Origin of the sequence: Clostridium grantii DSM 8605, from assembly GCF_900129965.1 — a bacterium.
GTDB lineage: Bacteria > Bacillota > Clostridia > Clostridiales > Clostridiaceae > Clostridium_AF > Clostridium_AF grantii.
The window spans coordinates 15,830-34,313 of record NZ_FQXM01000026.1 but is presented as its reverse complement, the minus strand read 5'-3'; the positions used below and the strand labels follow the sequence as shown (position 1 = coordinate 34,313).

Here is an 18,484-nt window from a genome sequence, read left to right as displayed (position 1 = left end):
TTTGAAGGATCAAATATTTGATGGGGATTTTTTTAAGCAATTAGAAAATATATCTCTAAATGTAAGAATGCTTATGAAAGAAGGCGCTGCTGGAGGTCGTAAATCAAAGGCTAAAGGAAGTTCAGTAGAATTTTCTGATTTCAGAGAATACACTATGGGAGACGACTTTAGAAGAATCGATTGGAATGCTTATGGAAGATTTGATAAGCTTTTTGTAAAGATTTTCATGGAGGAAAGAGAAGCTTTTGTAAATATTTTTATAGATAGTAGCAAATCAATGGATTATGGAGAATTAAAAAAAAGTACGCAAGCTTTGAAAATTTCTGCAATTCTAAGTTATTTATCTTTAAATAATTACGATAGAGTATGTATAAATAATATTCAAGATTCTAGTTTTCGTAATTCTACCACTTTTATGGGTAGGAATATGTTTAATAGTTGTATTAATTATTTAAAAGAAATAAAATTTGAAGGAAACACAAATATTGGAGAATCTATAAAAAAGAAAAGTTTTTATGCTGGAGGAGTGGCTATAATTATTTCTGATTTTTTCACAAAAGGAAATTTAGAAGAAATAGTGAAATATTTAATTTTTAAAAAACAACAAGTTATATTAATACATATTTTATCAAACGAAGAGTTAAACCCGGAACTTCAGGGGCAAATTAGATTAATAGATTCAGAAACTCAAGAATCAAAGAATATATTTATTACTTCTCAATTATTAAATAAATATAAAAATCATTTAAAAGAATTTTCAAATAATATAAAAGAGTTTTCCAAAAAACTTGGTGCTGACTATATATTTGTGAGTTCGAATGATGAAATTGAAAAAGTTGTTTTTGAAAACTTGATTAAATTGGATGTGATAAGATGACGTTACTTACAAGTGGTTTTCTTTGGTTTTTACTTTTAATTCCTATTGTAATCCTTATGTATATTCTAAAACAAAAATATAATGAGCAGCAAGTTTCAAGCATATATTTGTGGAATGCAGTGCTTAAAGATATGGAAGTGAATACTCCTTGGCAAAAATTAAAGAAAAACTTACTTTTATTGTTGCAATTAATAACAATTATTTTTTTGGTTTTTGCACTAGCAAACCCATACATAAATTTTAAAGGAATAGCTGCTAATAATTATATTATTGTTATTGATAATAGCGGAAGTATGAGCGCTTTGTATAATGAAAATACCAGATTTGAAGAAGCCAAGAATAAAGCAATAAACTTAGTAAAAACTGCACCTAAGAAAAGTAAATTTTCAATTATTTCAATGGAGGAAGAAGCAAAAATTCTTTTGACCAATTCCTCAGATATCAGTGAAATTATTAATAGTATAAAAAGTTTAAAAACAAGAAATTCTAGTGCTGACATCAACGAAAGCTTGAGTTTAGTAAAATCCATAGGAAAACAATATGATAGCTATAAAGCAATATTTTTTAGCGATTCAAGTGTAGAACTAAGTGATATCAATGGAGAGTTTGTAAGTTTGGCCTTGGAAAAGGATAATGTAAGTGTTGATTATATAGCAGCTACTTTAGCGGAGAATGAAGGAAAAGTTTTGGTGAAAGTGACAAATAGAAGTAATAGTGATGTTACTAGAGAACTTGCTATATATGATATTAATGATACTTTATTAAATGTTAAGGATATGAATATTAAAGCAGGAGAAACAAAAACTGAGATTTTTCAAATGGTGTTGAATAATACTAAAGCAATTTATGCGGAAATTAGTGAAAAGGATGGGCTTATTGAGGATAACAGAAGATACTATGTAATAAATCAACCAAAAACAAAGAAAGCCCTACTTGTAACAAATAAAAATCTTTTTATTGAAAAATCTTTATCTTCAGTTAATAATCTTGAGCTTTTTAAAACCACAGATATAAATAGCGTAGATGATAATTATGATTTATATATTTTTGATGGCATGATTCCAGAAAAAATGCCCCACAAGGGAAGTATATTTGTTATAAATCCTGAAGGAAACTCAGAATTTTATGCGGTTAGGGGAAATCTTTCAGGGGGAGTAGCGGAAATAGAAGAAAATAATGTGACAAAATATATGGAAAAAGCTGATTTTTCTATATCAGAAATAAAGGATATTGAATTTCCATATTGGGGCAAATCAATTATTAAAGTTAATGATTCATCAGTTGCTTTTGTTGGTGAATACAAAGGTAGAAATATTGGAGTTTTAGCTTTTGATTTGCATAATAGTAATTTTCCTTTAATAGCTGAGTTTCCAATTTTCATAAATAATATAACAAACTATTTTTTAGGTGCTTCTTTTAGTGATAGAATTTCCTATTTTTGTGGGGAAAAAGTTAAGATTAATGCTATTGAGCAAGTAAAAGACATGTATATTATAAAGCCTAACAATGAAAAAGAAGGTTTAGACCTAGAATATCCAATAAAAGATTTTGATGACACAGCCAAACCTGGTGTATATAAATTAATTCAAAATATTGAGTCGGAAAACATAGAAAATTTATTTTCAGTTAATTTTCCTGCTGAAAAAGAATCAAATATCAATAAGGAATTAGTATCTCAAGAAAATAAAGCCCAAAATTATGAAGACATTAGAAGACTAGCTTTTAGTATTCAACCTTATCTTATTTTATTGGCCTTGATGATTTTATTGGGTGAATGGTGGGTTTATTTGAGAAGTTAGGAGGGTTTAATTTGAGTTTTGAAATTCAAAGATGGTGGGTACTAATTCTTATACCTTTAAGTTTGATATTCATTTATTATATAAGTAGAAAATTAAGAGTTGATAAATTAAGAAAAAGAATTATGCTTTTTTTTAGGTGCACAATTGCTATTTTATTAATACTTGCTTTAAGTAATATGGCTATTAAATGGACTTCAAAGGAAATAACCACTATATTTCTAGCGGATCTATCTGATAGTGTAAAAACGGAAAAAAATCAAATAGATGAGTTTATAAAAGATTCCATAAAATATAAAAATAAAAATGATTATATAGGAGTGACAGCTTTTGGTGAAGAGGCTATAGTGGATAGTTTTATATCTAAGAATTTTTCTTTTTCTGGTGTTCAAAGCACACCAAAAGGCATATATACAAACTTTGAAACTGCAATTCATTCTGCTTTTTCCATTATACCTGAATATACAAAAAAGAGAATAGTATTAATTACTGATGGAGAAGAAAATAGTGGAAATATTTTAAGTATGGCTGCTTTACTAAAAGAAAAAGGTATTGACTTTAAGGTGAAAAAAGTAGAGAAAATCACAGGAGAAGAAGTATCTGTTGAAGGTATTGATTTACCACAAAATTTAAGTATTGGTGGAGAATTTAATGTGGTAGTTACAATTAACAGCACTATAAATACTGATGCTGAGATAAATTTATTTAGCGGTGAGGAAAGCAAGTTAAGAGAAAAAGTAAAGTTAAATAAAGGAGAAAATAAATTTGTATTTAAGGATATTGCTATTGAAGGAGGATTCATAAATTATAAAGTTACTATCAATGCGGTTAATGATACTAATGTGAAGAATAATGAAGCCACTGCTTTTACTGATATAAAGGATAGACCAAGAATACTTGTGGTTCAAGATAATGAGGGAGAAGCAAATGAAATAATAAAAATTTTGCAAGCCTCAGGAATAGAGTATGATTTATTAAGAAGTTCAAGTTTACCAACAACCTTGGAAAATCTATCAAAATATAAAAGTGTTATCACTTGCAATGTATCTGCTGAAAATCTTAGCGATAAATTTTTAAATATTTTAGAATCTTATGTTAAAGATATAGGTGGCGGCTTTGTTGCTGTAGGTGGAGATAACTCTTTTGCATTAGGAGGATATTTTGAAACCCCTTTGGAAACAATACTTCCTGTTTATATGGATTTAAGGGGAAGAAAAGAAATTCCTAGTATGGCACTTAATTTGGTTATAGATAAATCAGGAAGTATGTCTGGAGCAAAATTAGCTCTTGCAAAAGAAGCGGCTACAAGAACATTAGATGCTTTAAGAGAACAAGATGAAATAGGAGTTTTAACTTTTGATGATAGTCAATTTTGGGTTGTAGAAAGACAACAAATCAAAAACAAAGAAGCAATAGCGGAAGATATAGGTACAATCAGAGAAGGTGGTGGAACCAGTATATTACCGGCTATTGAGGAAGCTTATGAATCTTTAAAAGAAAGTAATGCTAAAATTAAGCATATAATTTTATTGACGGATGGGCAAGCAGAAAGAACAGGATATGAGGAGCTTATTGAGGAAATGAATAAAGATGGGATAACCATCTCTACTGTAGCTATTGGAAATGGGTCGGATACAGTACTACTAGAAAATATAGCAAAAAAGGGAAATGGAAGATACTATTATTCAGATGAAGCAACAAATGTTCCAAGAATATTTGCTAAAGAGGCTTTTATGGCATCAAGAACTTATTTAAACAATGAGGAATTTACTCCGGTTATTGAAAATTATAGTTCTATTTTATCTGGAGTTGCTGATAATGGACTTCCAAATCTTTTGGGATATATAGGTTCATCTCCAAAAGATACTGCACAAGTGGTTTTGAAAAGTAGTGAAGAAGATCCAATACTTACTATGTGGAGATATGGGCTTGGAAAAACTATTGCTTGGAACTCTGACATGAGCGGAAAATGGAGTTCGAATTATATATCTTGGGAAAATAATATGAAATTGTGGCAAAATATCATTAACTGGACTATTGATAATTATGAAAGTTCTGATAGTAATATGGAAGTAAATCTAGATGGAAGTAAAGCAAAAATCAAATTTACCACAAAAGATTTGGAGTCTGTAGTGGATACAGAAGTTGAAGTTTTAACCCCTTCCATGGAAAAGAAAACTGTGAAATTATATCCTTCTTCTCCGGGAGAATATAGTGGAGAAATGGATTTGAATGATACAGGGGTTTATATCTTAAAAGGTATTCAGAAAAATGGAAATGAAATTTTAAGTACAGCCAAAGCTGGAGTTAATCTCCCATATTCACCAGAATATAATATTGGAAATACTAGTGCTGTTTTAGATGATTTAGTTAAAGCCATTGATGGAAAATTTATTGAGGAACCTCAGGAAGTATTCCAAGGTAATTTAGATAAGGTTCAAGGTAAAAAAGATTTAACTAATATTTTCTTAATAATAGCATTAATATTTTTTATTCTTGATATAGCTTTTAGAAGATTAAATCCTCCAGTAGAAAAATTTCAGCAAAAACTAAAGAACCTAGCAAAAAATAAGAATAAATCTGGAAGTAAAGAAAAGATTATTGTAAATAAAAGCTTTACTGATGAGCTTAAAAATAAAAACATTAAAGATAAAAGAAAATCAAAGGAAGTTGAAAAAGTTGTCGAAGAAATGGAAATAAGTAAGTTATCTGAAAAAAAATTAGTTGAGAAAAAAGAAATGAAGGAAAAAATTAAAGAAACAAAAAAAGAAAGTAATGGATTATTAAATACCGATGCTTTATTGAATAATAAAAAGAAGAAATAAGAAGATATTCTATAATTCACATGAATTTAACATTTAGTTAAAAGGAAACCACTTGCATTGATTAATAAGTGGTTTCCTTTTAATTGTAAACATTTAAACAAAAATACATTGAGATTTAATTAAGTATTTGATATAATCAAAATTATTAATATACTTTTGTTTTTAATTAAACATTTGATGAATTTTAGAAAAACACAGTAATTTTAGGGGGAATATAATGCGTAGTATAAGAGGAAAATTTATTTTTGTCATTATTTTAAACGTTTTGTTAGTATCAGCTATTATTAGTTCAGCTACTTTATTTATACTTAACAAGAACAATGATGAAAGACTATCTCAAACAAAGGAAATTTTAAATGAAAATTATAATGATAAGATTAAAAATCAAGTAGAAATTATTGTATCTCAAATTGATGGTATTTATGATGAGATAGATGCAGGGATTATAACGGAAGATGAAGGAAAAATAATTGCAGCTAATATGATTAGAAACGCTAAATATGGAGAAAATGGGTATTTTTGGGTTGATACTTTAGAAGGTACTAATGTAGTACTTTTAGGAAAGAAAGATGTTGAAGGTACCAATAGAATCAATGCAACCGATGAACAAGGTAATAAATATATTCAAAATTTTATTAATATAGTTAAGGAATCTGGAGAAGGTTATTCAGAATATTTTTTCCCTAAAGCAGGGGGAGATACTCCACTTCCCAAAAGAGCTTATGTAAAATTATATGAGCCATTTGGATGGATAATTGGAACAGGAAATTATATAGATGATATTGAAACCTTTATTTCTAATGAAAAAGAAGTAATTGAAAGTCAGTACAAAAATGCAGTATTTCTTTTGTTTATTGTGTTGATAGTTTCAATATTTATAGGGTACATGCTTGCTTCTTTCATGAGTAAATCTATCAGCAATCCAATTAAAAAAATATTGGATGCTGCAAATACAATAGCTACAGGAAATTTGAATATTGATTTGAATATTAAAAGAAAAGACGAATTAGGGTCACTGGCTACTGCATTTACTATAATGTCTGATAATATGAATGGAGTACTATCAAATATTAATGTAGCTTCAGAACAAGTGGCATCAGGTTCTAAGCAAGTAGCTGATTCAAGTATTTCTTTAGCACAAGGGGCTACAGAACAAGCTAGTTCAGTAGAACAGTTAACTGCATCTATGGAGCAAATTTCAGCTCAAACTAAATTTAATGCGGGAAAAGCTAATGAAGCTAAAGAAATAGCAGAAAATGCAAAAGAAAATGCTAAACAAGGATATACTGAAATGAAAAAAATGCTTGATGCCATGACAGACATTAATGAATCTTCAAATAATATCTCAAAGATAATTAAAGTTATTGATGAAATTGCTTTTCAAACAAATATATTAGCATTAAATGCAGCAGTTGAAGCAGCAAGAGCTGGACAACATGGAAAAGGATTTGCAGTAGTTGCTGAGGAAGTTAGAAATCTAGCAGCACGCTCTGCTAATGCCGCAAAAGAGACCACAACCATGATTGAAGGATCAATAAATAAAGTAGAGACAGGAGCAAAAATTGCTAAAAATACTTCTGAATCTTTAAACAAAATTGTAGACGAGGTAGCAAAAGCAGCTAATTTGGTGGGAGATATTGCCTCAGCATCCAATGAACAATCTATTGGTGTAAGTCAAGTTAATGAAGGAATATTACAAATAACTGATGTTGTTCAAAGTACCTCTGCTACTTCAGAAGAAACGGCTGCAGCTAGTGAAGAATTATCTGCACAAGCTGCAATGTTAAGAAAGCAAGTTAGTACATTTAAGTTAAAAAAAGATAACTATAATGCTATCTATGAAAGTTCAGCTTATGAAAGTATGGAAGAGTTAAACCAGGATAACTCAAAATTGCTTGATGGTGTAGATAAAAAGCAGGGTTCATCAAAAAATAGAATAATACATTTAAGTGATGAGGAGTTCGGAAAATATTAAAAGTTAAAAAACTTATGGCCGGTAAAAAATTTTACTGGCTTTTGGTGTTTATAGTATTTATTAAAGGATAAAAGTTCAAACAGGACATTAAATATTATAAATATGAAAATGTATAAGAGTCAAATCAGTTAGTTGTAAATTGATTTGTTTTACCCATCATGTATGCCAATTTGATCATAGACTTTTCTTCGGTAGTTATTTTTCTATGATACATTTTTTCAAATTGATTAAACAAGGCTTCTTCACAAACTTTGCTATTTGAATTAGATTTACTTTTGGGGGTAAAGTTTTTAGAATAACAGTAGGTATCGATCTTAAATGTATCATTATAAATCTTCTTTAATACTTCTGATGTATAACAAGCATCATAAAAAGCATTGTGGTAGTTATTATTGCTTTCTATATTAAGTAAGTCAACAGCTTTGCTTAAACCTATATTAGTTCCCTTTGGATAGTTAAAATATTTTGAAGCATAGAATTGCACATTAATATATTCTTTAGAAAGTTTGGTAGTGTTTAATTTGTAATATTCCACATTGTTAAATAATTCTTTTATATCGGAAAGGCCCCAAACACATAATACACTAGTAGAATCTCCCATAAATTGAAGAAAGTTATTATAAACTACATTAAAGTGGTTTTCATTCGCTAAACTATCCATGGTAATTCCGGTGAGATTTTCTACAAAAGGATTTATTCGATGGTATATTTGAGGTTTAACTAGTTCATTGAATCCTGAAATTTTTCTAAAATTTTCATCAAGCTTAACAGCTCCTATGTGAATAATTTCGAATAAGCAATGTCTCTTTTGTTTAATTATTGTTTCAGGGACTGTGATTTTATTTTCATTAAATCCACTATTAAATTCTAAATCGAATACTATATAATTCAAGATATACACACTTCTTTCTACTACTAATATTTTGAGTAAACATTTTATTCATAATGAATATATGATTATTTTACCATAAATAAAAGGAAAAAAATTATTTTTTATATAATTGAGAACATATATATTAATTGTTTATAGTTAATCATGGATTTTATTAAAAAAATATAGTAGTATATTTATTGTAGTAATAATTTTATTTAAAAAAGTGATAAATTAAAAGAAAAACTAATATTTATTAAACAATTGGGGGGAAATTTATGAAGTGGCTAAGAAACTTAAAATTAAGATTTAAATTAATTATTTGCTTTGGAATTATGGCTTTTTTTATTATACTTATTGGAACAGTGGCTTATCTAAATTTGGAAGAATCACATAATGACGCTGAAGTTATTTATAAAGAAAAGCTATTACCGATATCATATCTAACTAGTATTCAAAAAAATTTATTAATTATTCAAGTTGTTTCAAAAGATATGATTATAGATAGAGATTTAAATAAATTTGATAATGAGAGAAAGCATATTGAAACTATTACGTCAGAATCTTACGTTTTACTTGAAAATTACGAGAAAAATGATTTGTCGGAAAATGAACAAAATCTTTTGAGTGAATTTAAAGAGGATATTATTTCATATACTGAATTCACAACGGAATTTTTGGAGCTTTTGGAAACTGAAGATTATGAAGCAGCAACAGAGTTGACTAATAGGTTAAATCCCATGGCTGCAGAAGTTAATAATGATATAGATGCTCTTGTACAGGAAAATATGGTAGAAGCAGAATTGTTAGAAAAAAATATTTCGAATAATTTTGATGCAACAATTCAAAGAATGTTGGTATTAATTGCAACGGGTGGAGTCGTTATTTTAATTTTAGGAATACTTATAACTAGATTTATAAGAATTTCTATAGAAAAATTAGCGCTATCTGCAAATGAAATAGAAAAAGGTAATTTAAATATTCATATTGATATAGATTCAAAAGATGAGTTTGGAAATCTTGCAAAAACATTTACTAGAATGGCAGAAAATATGAATCACGTTTTAAGAAATATAAATGTATCTTCAGAACAAGTAGCTTCAGGATCTAAACAAGTATCAGATTCAAGTTCTTCTTTATCTCAAGGAGCTACGGAGCAAGCTAGTTCCATTGAAGAATTGACTGTTTCCATAGAGGAAATAGCTACACAAACAAGAAAAAATGCTGAAAATGCAAATATGGCAAAAGAAGTTGCGGAATTAGCTAAGAAAAATGCAAATAAAGGTAATAAACAAATGAATGCCATGTTGTCAGCTATGTGAGAAATTGATAATTCATCAAATAATATTTCTAAAATAATAAAAGTTATTGATGATATTGCTTTTCAAACAAATATACTTGCACTTAATGCTGCAGTAGAAGCAGCCAGAGCAGGACAACATGGTAAAGGATTTGCAGTAGTTGCAGAAGAAGTAAGAAATTTAGCAGCTAGATCTGCAAATGCAGCAAAAGAAACAACATCAATGATAGAAACCTCCATAAAGAAAGTAAAAGATGGTACTAAAATTGCAAATGCTACATCTAAGGCGCTTAATGAAATAGTTATTGATGTGACAAAAGCCAGCGATTTGGTACAGAATATTGCAACGGCTTCATATGAACAATCTTCTGGAGTAGAACAAATAAATCAAGGTATTAATCAAATAGCAAATGTGGTACAATCTACTTCGGCTACATCAGAGCAAACAGCTTCTGCTAGTGAGGAATTATTTAATCAAGCTGAATTATTAAAGAATGAGGTAGCTACATTTAAATTCAGAGACAATGAGACTGAATCATTAATTAAAAATAAAACAAATTTAAGTGAAACTAATTCAAACGAAATTCACTTAACGAATGAAGAATTTGGTAAATATTGATTTTGATAATAAATGTGGTATTGATTCTATATTAATTAATAGTAAGATATACGCAAAATAAGGAGAAGAAATAAATGGAATTACTTCAAACTGTGTACTTATTACCTGGTATTTTAATAGGGTTTACTTTTCATGAATTTGCTCATGCAAGAATGGCTGTTTGGTTAGGTGATGAGACCCCTAGATTTCAAGGAAGACTTTCACTTAACCCCTTTGTACATATGGACATTTTTGGACTTTTACTGATTATCCTTGCTGGCTTTGGTTGGGCAAAACCTGTTCAAGTTAATCCTGATAATTTCAATAATAAAAGAAGAGATCATATTTTAGTTTCTTTAGCGGGTCCTTTAATGAATTTACTAATAGCCATATCTTTTTTAATTATCATGAAGATAGCATATTTAATGCCGCAAAGTGTGATGAATAGTAATTTACATGAAGTCATAATGAATTTTCTCAGCTACGGGGTTTGGATAAACATAGTATTATTTGTGTTTAATCTTTTACCAGTACCTCCATTAGATGGAGCACATATTTTTAGTGATATTTTTAACTTAAAAGAAACAAATTTTAATTCTACATTGAATAATTTAACTAGATTTTTGTTGCCTATTTTAATAATAACAAGTGCTTTAGATCTTATAATAATGCCACCAATTATTGCTATATATAATTTTCTGCTTGGAATTTTTTTCTGAAGCTAAGTCTGTGATGAAAAATGATAACTTATATTAATATTTAATACATAAGGTAATCTATAGGGATCCCACTGTGAAACTTAATTTATACTTGTACAAAATCTCCATGTTTCTAGGAGTTTTGGACACGTATAAATTAATAGTTGAACTGGGATACCTCTAACGATTAAAATGTCGAAAGATTACCTTTGTTGATATTTTTTGTAATAATAATTATTGACTAAATAAATGGAATACTTTATCATATATATATAGTATAGTTAAAGATTAAATTTAAAAAATGATTTATAATTTAATTTTTAATAGATGAACTGGGATACCTATAGAATGAAGATCAAGTTTAATAGTTAAGTATTTTTTTAAATCACTTAATAGTCAAGTACAATTTTGAATATAAAAAAATAGGGGGAAATATTATGTCATGGTTTAACAAATTAGATACAAGAAGAAAAATAACTATTTGTTTTTTTCTTTCAACTTTAATTGGTTCTTTAGTTGTAGTAGCAGGTATATCAAACATCGTTAATCAATTAAAATTAGCGGGAGAAGAAACAGAGGTTATAAAAACAGTAATAAATACTGCAAATTCCATAATGATAATTATGATTACTGTAAATGTGATATCTTCATCAATTATTGGATTCTTTCTTTCGAAAAATATAGGAAAGTTTTTAAGTGGTGTTTCAACACAATTACAATCTTTAGCAAATTTTGATTTTACAAAAGAATTGCCAGAAACATTTTCTAATAGAAAAGATGAATTTGGAATAGTAATGAACTCTTTTAAAAAAATGACAGATAAATTAAATGAAGTTATGACAAGTATAAACCTGTCATCAGATCAAGTTTTAATTGGTGCAAACCAATTATCAAACTCAAGTATGGCTCTTTCTCAAGGAGCAACTGAACAAGCAAGCTCCATTGAAGAATTAACTGCATCTATGGAAGAAATATTCTCCCAAACAAAACTTAATGCTGATAACGCTAAAAACGCTAAAGAATATGCTAAAGAAGCTAAAAATAATGCTTCAACAGGTTCAATTCAAATGAAAAAAATGTTACAAGCAATGAGCGATATAAATGAGTCTTCAAATAATATTTCAAAGATAATAAAAGTTATAGATGATATTGCTTTTCAAACAAATATATTGGCTTTAAATGCTGCGGTAGAAGCGGCAAGAGCAGGACAACATGGGAAAGGCTTTGCAGTAGTTGCGGAAGAAGTACGTAATCTTGCAGCGCGTTCTGCAAATGCTGCTAAAGAAACCACAGAGATGATTGAGGGATCTATAAATAAAGTTGAGGATGGAAGCAAAATTGCTAACGCTACAGCAGATGCTTTAAATAAAATAGTTGACGGGGTTTCAAAAGTAGCAGATTTAGTTGGAAATATAGCAAATGCTTCTAGCGAGCAAGCTGTAGGAGTGGAACAAGTTAATTTAGGGATAGCTCAAATAGCTAATGTGGTACAAACAACTTCAGCTACATCAGAAGAAACAGCAGCAGCAAGTGAAGAACTTTCTGGACAAGCATCTTTATTAAAAGAACATGCAAGTATTTTTAAATTAAAAAAGCATAAGAAAGAGTCTTTAAAATCAGCAAACAATGAGTTGGTTGATATTAATCCAAATGTTTTAAAGATGCTAGATAATATGAATAATCAATCTCCAAAGAATATTAATTTAAGTGATGATGATTTTGGAAAATATTAAATAAGTTGAATTTTATAATATAGATTTGAAGTAGCTAATTATTAGCTACTTTTTTATTTTGTATCTTTAATTGCATAAAATAATTTAAATCTAATATATATTAAAATGAAAATAAGTTTGAAAAATATCAATTATAGAGTGAGGTAAGTGAAAATAGCTAAGAAAATTTTGTTTGTTTGTTTGATTTTGATTTGTTTTATAAATATGAATACTTTAAATTCTTTTGGTCAGATTTATATGCAGCAAAAATTAAAGAATCTAGATAAAACTTCTATAGATGAAACCCTGGAGAATTTAACTAAGAATGATATATTCAAAAGAATAGGAAAGTGCAGAGAAACAAATATTGAAACATTTATTGAACAGGTGTATGCCAAGGTACAATTGAAAGAAAAGGAAAATACTTCACAAATAACAAAAAAGAACATTGGAAAAAATGTTGATTATAACGAAGTTTTTAAAAATGATGTTTTTATAGGAGATTCAATAACTGATGGATTAAGCTGTTATGGTGTATTAAATGATGACTTGATTATTACAAAAACAGGAATGCATGTTTATGAAGCATTGAATTTAATTGATACAATTGTAAATAAAAATCCGGATAATGTATATATTCATTTGGGAATAAATGATATTGATACATCCTTCACTAGTGAAATATATGCAGGGTATTATTTAAAGCTTATAAAAGAATTAAAAGAAAAATTACCAAACACAAATATATACATTCAATCCATATTACCAGTGATTCCAGTAGCAACAAAAGCAAAAGCTGTTTTAAATAATGAATATATCGATGAATATAATGATCAAATTATTGAACTTGCAAAAAGTGAAAATGTGAATTATTTAAATATAGGAGAAATTTTAGAAAACGAAGATGAGTCTATATATGCAAAAGATGGAATTCATTTCAAAGAAACCTTTTACAATAAATGGTTGGATTATATTATATTAATGAGTAAAAAAGGTGAAATTTAATTTACAGTGAAGGGGTGTTATATGAGTAAGTTATGTATAAAAGTTTTTTTGATTCTATTGATAATTACAAATTTAGCTGCTTGTACATCAAAATCTGAAAATACTTCTAAAGAAATATCTATAGAGCGAATAAATAAAAAAATTACTCAAGTTGTAGACATTTCAGAATTAACTAAAGGTGATGAAAATAAATTAGATAAGTTATATGGGATAAAAAAAGAAAATATAGAAGATTTTGTTTTATATCTTCCACCTAGTAATATAGAAGCATCAGAAATACTTTTAATAAAAGTAAAAGATAAAACTAGTATTGATAGTATTAAGGAAAAGATAGCTAAACGAGTAGAAAAGAAAAGCGAAATTTTTAAAGATTATTTACCAGAAGAATATTATTTAGTTGAGAAACATGTACTTGAATCTAAAAACCAATATATACTTTTTTCTATCCACAAAGAAGGGAACAAAGTGCAGAAAGCTTTTGATGAAAGTTTTTAAATATATGTAGGAGGTAAAAAAGTGGTATTTAGTAGTCTGATATTTTTATTTATGTTTTTACCTATAACTCTAATTCTATATTATATTTCACCTAGATACTTAAAAAATCTTATTTTGTTAATTTCAAGTTTGATATTTTACGCGTGGGGGGAGCCGGTATATATAATATTAATGTTATTTTCAATAATAACAATGTTTTTCTTTGCTAAAATAATTGATAAAAATAGGGAAAATAGAGTTTTATTTAATATTTTATTTGCATTGGCAGTAATGATATGTTTAGGGAGCTTAGTTTTCTTTAAATATTATGGATTTATTGTTATTAATCTAAATATGATTTTTAGTTTAAATTTAAGTACATTTGAACTTCCTCTTCCAATAGGGATATCTTTTTATACTTTTCAAATTCTTTCTTATATAGTTGACGTTTATAGGGGAAAAGTAGAGGTTCAAAACAAAATCATATCTTTTGCCATGTATGTTACAATGTTTCCACAATTAATTGCAGGACCTATTGTAAGATATTCAGATGTTTTAAATGAAATAGACACTAGGAAAGAAAGTATGCTTTTATTTGGACAGGGAGTAGAACGGTTTATCAATGGATTAATTAAAAAAGTTTTACTAGCAAATTATATAGGATTACTTTGGAATACAGTTAAAACAACTTCAATTGCCGAAATATCAATATTTGAAAGTTGGTTAGGTATTATAGCATTTTTCTTTCAAATTTATTTTGATTTTAGTGGTTATTCGGATATGGCTATAGGCCTAGGGAAAATGTTTGGTTTTAATTTCAAGGAAAACTTTAATTATCCTTATATATCCAAGAGTGTAACAGAATTTTGGCGAAGATGGCATATGTCTTTAGGAACTTGGTTTAAAGAGTATGTATATATTCCACTTGGTGGTAATAAATATGGGCTAAAAAAGCAATGTAGAAATTTAATAATAGTTTGGACTTTAACAGGTATTTGGCATGGAGCAAATTGGAATTTTTTGATTTGGGGTTTATATTTTGGGATTTTTATAGTTGTGGAAAAACTTTGGCTTCTAGAAAGACTTCAAAAACTCCCATCATTTATAACACACACATATGTTTTGATTATTGTGATAGTTGGATGGGTATTTTTCGAATTTGAAAATTTGCGAAATGCTTTTGAGTATCTTAAAATCATGTCCGGATTAAGTGGTAATAAACTGATTTCGGATAATGCTATATATTTATTTTATACTAATATCATAGTATTTATATTTGTAATATTAGCTTCTACACCCATATTTAAAAAAATAAAAGAAATAATTTTGGCTAAAGAAAATCTTTATTTTAATTTAGGAATAATTATTTTTTATTCTATTTCTTTACTTCTATGTACTGCTTCACTTGTAAATGAAAGTTATAACCCTTTTTTATATTTTAAATTTTGAAGTTTTAGCTCTTTTGAAAGGAAGATTTATTTGGAATATTCTAATAAAATATATTATAAAGTTTTAGTATTCCTATTTGTGTTTTTCATTCTAGGTTTTATAATTATGAATTTTTTTAATGAAGATAAAAGATTTTCTAAATCTGAAAATAGGGTATTGGATCAACGTCCAATATTTTCATTGAAAGAAGTTTTAACTGGGGACTTTACTAAGGATTATGAAAAATATATATGTGACCAATTTGTGTTTCGTGATTTTTGGATTAACATTCATTCGGATATGATGCTTGCATTAGGGAAAAAAGAAAATAACGATGTATTTTACACTGATTCTGGTTATTTAATTCAACATTTTAAAAAACCGGATATGGCAGAAATTGATAAAAAAATTGAAAATATTAATTCTCTAGCAGCCTCAATAGATAATGTTAGTGAATATTTTATGTTGGTGCCTAATTCAGGTGTAATTTTGAAAGAAAAACTTCCTTACAAAGCTCCGGATAATAATCCGGTAGCTTATTTGGAAATAATTAAAAATTTGTTGAATAAAAAAGTTGTTTATGTAGATGTATTAGATAAATTAAAATCTAAAAAAAACGAATATATTTTTTATAAAACAGATCATCATTGGACAACTAAAGGTGCTTTTTATGCTTATGAAGAACTTGCAAATGAAATGGGATTTAAAGCTAAATCCAAAGAGGAATTTAAAATAAAAAAAGTTACCACAGATTTTTATGGTACATTATACTCAAAGGGCGGATTTAATGATGTATCACCGGATAGTATTGAAATATACACTTCAATTGGCAATAATAAAGTAAGTGTTTGCAAAGAAAACAGTGAAATAGAAAATCAGCTATACCATTTTGAATATTTAAAAGAGAAAGATAAGTATTCAGTTTTTCTTGGAGGTAACTATCCTTTAATTAAAATTGAAAGTGAGATACCTTTATCAGATAACAAAGGAAAATTGCTTTTAATAAAAGATTCCTATGCAAATTGTTTTGTACCATTTTTGATTTCTCATTTTAGTGAAATTTATATGGTGGATTTAAGATATTATGATGATGATCTTAAAGAGTTAATAGAAGACAATAATATAAATTCTATATTGTATTTATACAATGAAATTACATTTTTAAATGGTGATTAAATTAAAAAAACCATAAGAAAATCAGCTATATGCTGCTTTTCTTATGGTTTTTAATATCTATTTTTTCATCTATTTTGTCAGTTATATGTGTAGGATAGCCTAAATATTTAAGTATTCTTATAGCATTTCTTGTAGGACTTACCCCTTCTTTTAAAGTGTAATCAAATTCTAATTTGTTTTCAGTAACATGTTCTCTAAAATAATAATTTTTATAATTTTTTAAAGTTTCAGTTAGTTCAATATCATGTGTTGCTGCAAGAATAGTGGCTTTTGAATCATTTAAATATTGAAGTATTTCTTCAGCAGCACTTATTCTTTCAATAGGATTTGTTCCTCTAAAAATTTCATCTATCATTGAAAGAACAGGTACTTCACCTTCACAGGCTCTCACTATTCTTAAAATGGACTGTGCTTCTCCCAAATAATAGCTTTTGCCTTCCACAATATTATCTTCTGGTTCTATGGAGGTAACTATGTTGTAAAAACAAGTTTTATATTCTTTTGCCAAGCAAGTGTAAATGGTTTGAGCAAAAACTGCGTTAATTCCTACAGTTCTTAAATATGTAGATTTACCTGACATATTTGATCCAGTTAGTAACATACCTTCTGTTTGCAAAGATATTGAATTTGGAATAGCTTTTTCAACTAAAGGATGTTTAAGATCTACACCATGTATAAATGGTTTATTTTCCACGAAAATTGGCGTTGTATATTCTTTGATTTCTTCTCTATAGGAGGCAATTGATTGAAGTGCATCAAATTCGCCTACTAAATTAAAAATTTCATTTAACTCACTTTTATTTTTTTCGATTTGAGATAAAATTTTAAAATAATTTCTTTCCTCAATTAAGAAAAGAATAAAGATATAGTCAGCAAGCGAATCAAATCCTTTTAATCTACCAATAAAAATAGAACTATCTCCAATTTTTTTGCATTTAGCATATAAGGATTTGAGTTTTTCAGAATAACTTAATAGTGTAGTATTTTCAATTTTTGAAATCTTATTAGCAGTATTAACAGTCATACCAATATAACTAGCTGCAGAAGCTCTTTCATTAATTACAGATTCCATTTTTTGGTGGAAATACATATTAATAAAGAAATTAAGAATAATAAGACCTAAAAACCCTGTTGATTTTAATATAATAGATAAAGCTATATTAATTATGATAGGGGCTACTAAAAGATTACTTATTATTTGAAGTTTATTATTAGTTTCTGATTTTTCGAATAAGATAGAATTGATATTATGTTTTGTATGGCCTAATTTAAATAGAAGTATTTGTATTTTTTCACGGAAAACTTGATTATTTTGGAATTCTTTTATTAAAGAATCACGCTGTTTTAAAACATTTATATCTTTAGAGGGGTTTCTTAATAATGAGTAAAGTGTATACTCTCCAGCTGTACTCATATTTCTATCTAATTTTTTAAAAATCTCATCCATGGTCAAATCTGTCCAAGTGAAATCGTCTATGGAGATGGAGGTTTTTGAAGAAAATTCATAAAACTTTTTTAAAACAGTGAAATTAGTTTTCTTTTTAATTGTCTTTTTCCAATTATCCTTTATATAGCCAAGAGCTTTTCGGTTGGTTAATTTTTCTAAAATAAACATTGCTGATAAATCATTATTCATAACTATTACCTCATATTCTAAATTTTATTAAAAATCTTACAAATTTATTATAATATAAAACTAAAAAAAAATATATATGTATAAGAATTGCATTATTAATTGCATATAAGTTA

Annotated in this window: 14 protein-coding genes; 12 read left to right on the top strand and 2 right to left on the bottom strand. The window is 27.5% G+C overall.

From position 1 onward, the window contains the following. Nucleotide 1: 1 nt before the first annotated feature. From BUB83_RS17210 to BUB83_RS17195, 4 genes are all read left to right on the top strand, one after another. A complete protein-coding gene (locus BUB83_RS17210) occupies nucleotides 2-877 on the top strand; it encodes a DUF58 domain-containing protein (protein WP_073340051.1) in 876 nt (291 codons plus the stop codon). Then, entirely contained in the window at nucleotides 874-2,676 is a 1,803-nt protein-coding gene (locus BUB83_RS17205) for a BatA domain-containing protein (protein ID WP_073340049.1), read from the top strand. The genes BUB83_RS17210 and BUB83_RS17205 overlap by 4 nt, the downstream gene beginning before the upstream one ends. 11 nt (nucleotides 2,677-2,687) lie before the next feature. Beyond that, nucleotides 2,688-5,498: a VWA domain-containing protein gene (locus BUB83_RS17200; protein ID WP_159434111.1), complete on the top strand. Its 2,811-nt coding sequence runs from the start codon at nucleotides 2,688-2,690 to the stop codon at nucleotides 5,496-5,498. A 217-nt stretch (nucleotides 5,499-5,715) separates the two neighbouring features. Continuing rightward, a complete protein-coding gene (locus BUB83_RS17195) occupies nucleotides 5,716-7,473 on the top strand; it encodes a methyl-accepting chemotaxis protein (protein ID WP_073340047.1) in 1,758 nt (585 codons plus the stop codon). A 124-nt stretch (nucleotides 7,474-7,597) separates the two neighbouring features. On the opposite strand, the gene BUB83_RS17190 is transcribed toward BUB83_RS17195, so the two are convergent. Beyond that, nucleotides 7,598-8,365: a 3'-5' exonuclease gene (locus BUB83_RS17190; RefSeq protein WP_073340046.1), complete on the bottom strand. Its 768-nt coding sequence runs from the start codon at nucleotides 8,363-8,365 to the stop codon at nucleotides 7,598-7,600. A 257-nt stretch (nucleotides 8,366-8,622) separates the two neighbouring features. On the opposite strand from BUB83_RS17190, the gene BUB83_RS22260 reads away from it, so the two are divergent. The 8 genes from BUB83_RS22260 (at nucleotide 8,623) to BUB83_RS17155 (ending at nucleotide 16,735) form a co-directional block, all read left to right on the top strand. Then, on the top strand, nucleotides 8,623-9,666 hold the full coding sequence (locus tag BUB83_RS22260) for a methyl-accepting chemotaxis protein (RefSeq protein ID WP_200801497.1): 1,044 nt from the start codon (nucleotides 8,623-8,625) through the stop codon (nucleotides 9,664-9,666). Between the two features lie 3 nt (nucleotides 9,667-9,669). Then, nucleotides 9,670-10,263: a methyl-accepting chemotaxis protein gene (locus BUB83_RS22255; protein WP_200801498.1), complete on the top strand. Its 594-nt coding sequence runs from the start codon at nucleotides 9,670-9,672 to the stop codon at nucleotides 10,261-10,263. A gap of 74 nt (nucleotides 10,264-10,337) precedes the next feature. After that, on the top strand, nucleotides 10,338-10,961 hold the full coding sequence (locus tag BUB83_RS17180; RefSeq protein WP_073340045.1) for a site-2 protease family protein: 624 nt from the start codon (nucleotides 10,338-10,340) through the stop codon (nucleotides 10,959-10,961). Between the two features lie 416 nt (nucleotides 10,962-11,377). Then, a complete protein-coding gene (locus BUB83_RS17175; protein WP_073340043.1) occupies nucleotides 11,378-12,673 on the top strand; it encodes a methyl-accepting chemotaxis protein in 1,296 nt (431 codons plus the stop codon). Nucleotides 12,674-12,820: 147 nt separating this feature from the next. Next, nucleotides 12,821-13,657 (top strand): GDSL-type esterase/lipase family protein, encoded by an 837-nt coding sequence (locus BUB83_RS17170; protein ID WP_073340042.1) that lies wholly within the window; start codon nucleotides 12,821-12,823, stop codon nucleotides 13,655-13,657. A 21-nt stretch (nucleotides 13,658-13,678) separates the two neighbouring features. Beyond that, a complete protein-coding gene (locus tag BUB83_RS17165; protein ID WP_073340040.1) occupies nucleotides 13,679-14,152 on the top strand; it encodes a DUF4358 domain-containing protein in 474 nt (157 codons plus the stop codon). 21 nt (nucleotides 14,153-14,173) lie between these two features. Next, nucleotides 14,174-15,580, top strand: a complete 1,407-nt coding sequence (locus tag BUB83_RS17160) for an MBOAT family O-acyltransferase (RefSeq protein ID WP_073340038.1) — start codon at nucleotides 14,174-14,176, stop codon at nucleotides 15,578-15,580. Between the two features lie 105 nt (nucleotides 15,581-15,685). Beyond that, nucleotides 15,686-16,735 carry a DHHW family protein gene (locus BUB83_RS17155; protein ID WP_143160583.1) on the top strand — a complete coding sequence of 350 codons (1,050 nt, stop codon included), beginning with the start codon at nucleotides 15,686-15,688 and terminating at the stop codon, nucleotides 16,733-16,735. Between the two features lie 25 nt (nucleotides 16,736-16,760). On the opposite strand, the gene BUB83_RS17150 is transcribed toward BUB83_RS17155, so the two are convergent. Then, a complete protein-coding gene (locus BUB83_RS17150) occupies nucleotides 16,761-18,371 on the bottom strand; it encodes a MutS-related protein (protein WP_084133649.1) in 1,611 nt (536 codons plus the stop codon). Nucleotides 18,372-18,484 lie beyond the last annotated feature (113 nt).

What these genes read in the sequence shown, in the direction of transcription:
- BUB83_RS22260 (WP_200801497.1), top strand. Translation starts at nt 8,623, where the DNA reads ATGAAGTGGCTAAGAAACTTAAAATTAAGATTTAAATTAATTATTTGC.
- BUB83_RS17150 (WP_084133649.1), bottom strand. Translation starts at nt 18,371, where the DNA reads ATGAATAATGATTTATCAGCAATGTTTATTTTAGAAAAATTAACCAAC.
- BUB83_RS17165 (WP_073340040.1), top strand. Translation starts at nt 13,679, where the DNA reads ATGAGTAAGTTATGTATAAAAGTTTTTTTGATTCTATTGATAATTACA.
- BUB83_RS17205 (WP_073340049.1), top strand. Translation starts at nt 874, where the DNA reads ATGACGTTACTTACAAGTGGTTTTCTTTGGTTTTTACTTTTAATTCCT.
- BUB83_RS17155 (WP_143160583.1), top strand. Translation starts at nt 15,686, where the DNA reads ATGAATTTTTTTAATGAAGATAAAAGATTTTCTAAATCTGAAAATAGG.
- BUB83_RS17195 (WP_073340047.1), top strand. Translation starts at nt 5,716, where the DNA reads ATGCGTAGTATAAGAGGAAAATTTATTTTTGTCATTATTTTAAACGTT.
- BUB83_RS17180 (WP_073340045.1), top strand. Translation starts at nt 10,338, where the DNA reads ATGGAATTACTTCAAACTGTGTACTTATTACCTGGTATTTTAATAGGG.
- BUB83_RS17175 (WP_073340043.1), top strand. Translation starts at nt 11,378, where the DNA reads ATGTCATGGTTTAACAAATTAGATACAAGAAGAAAAATAACTATTTGT.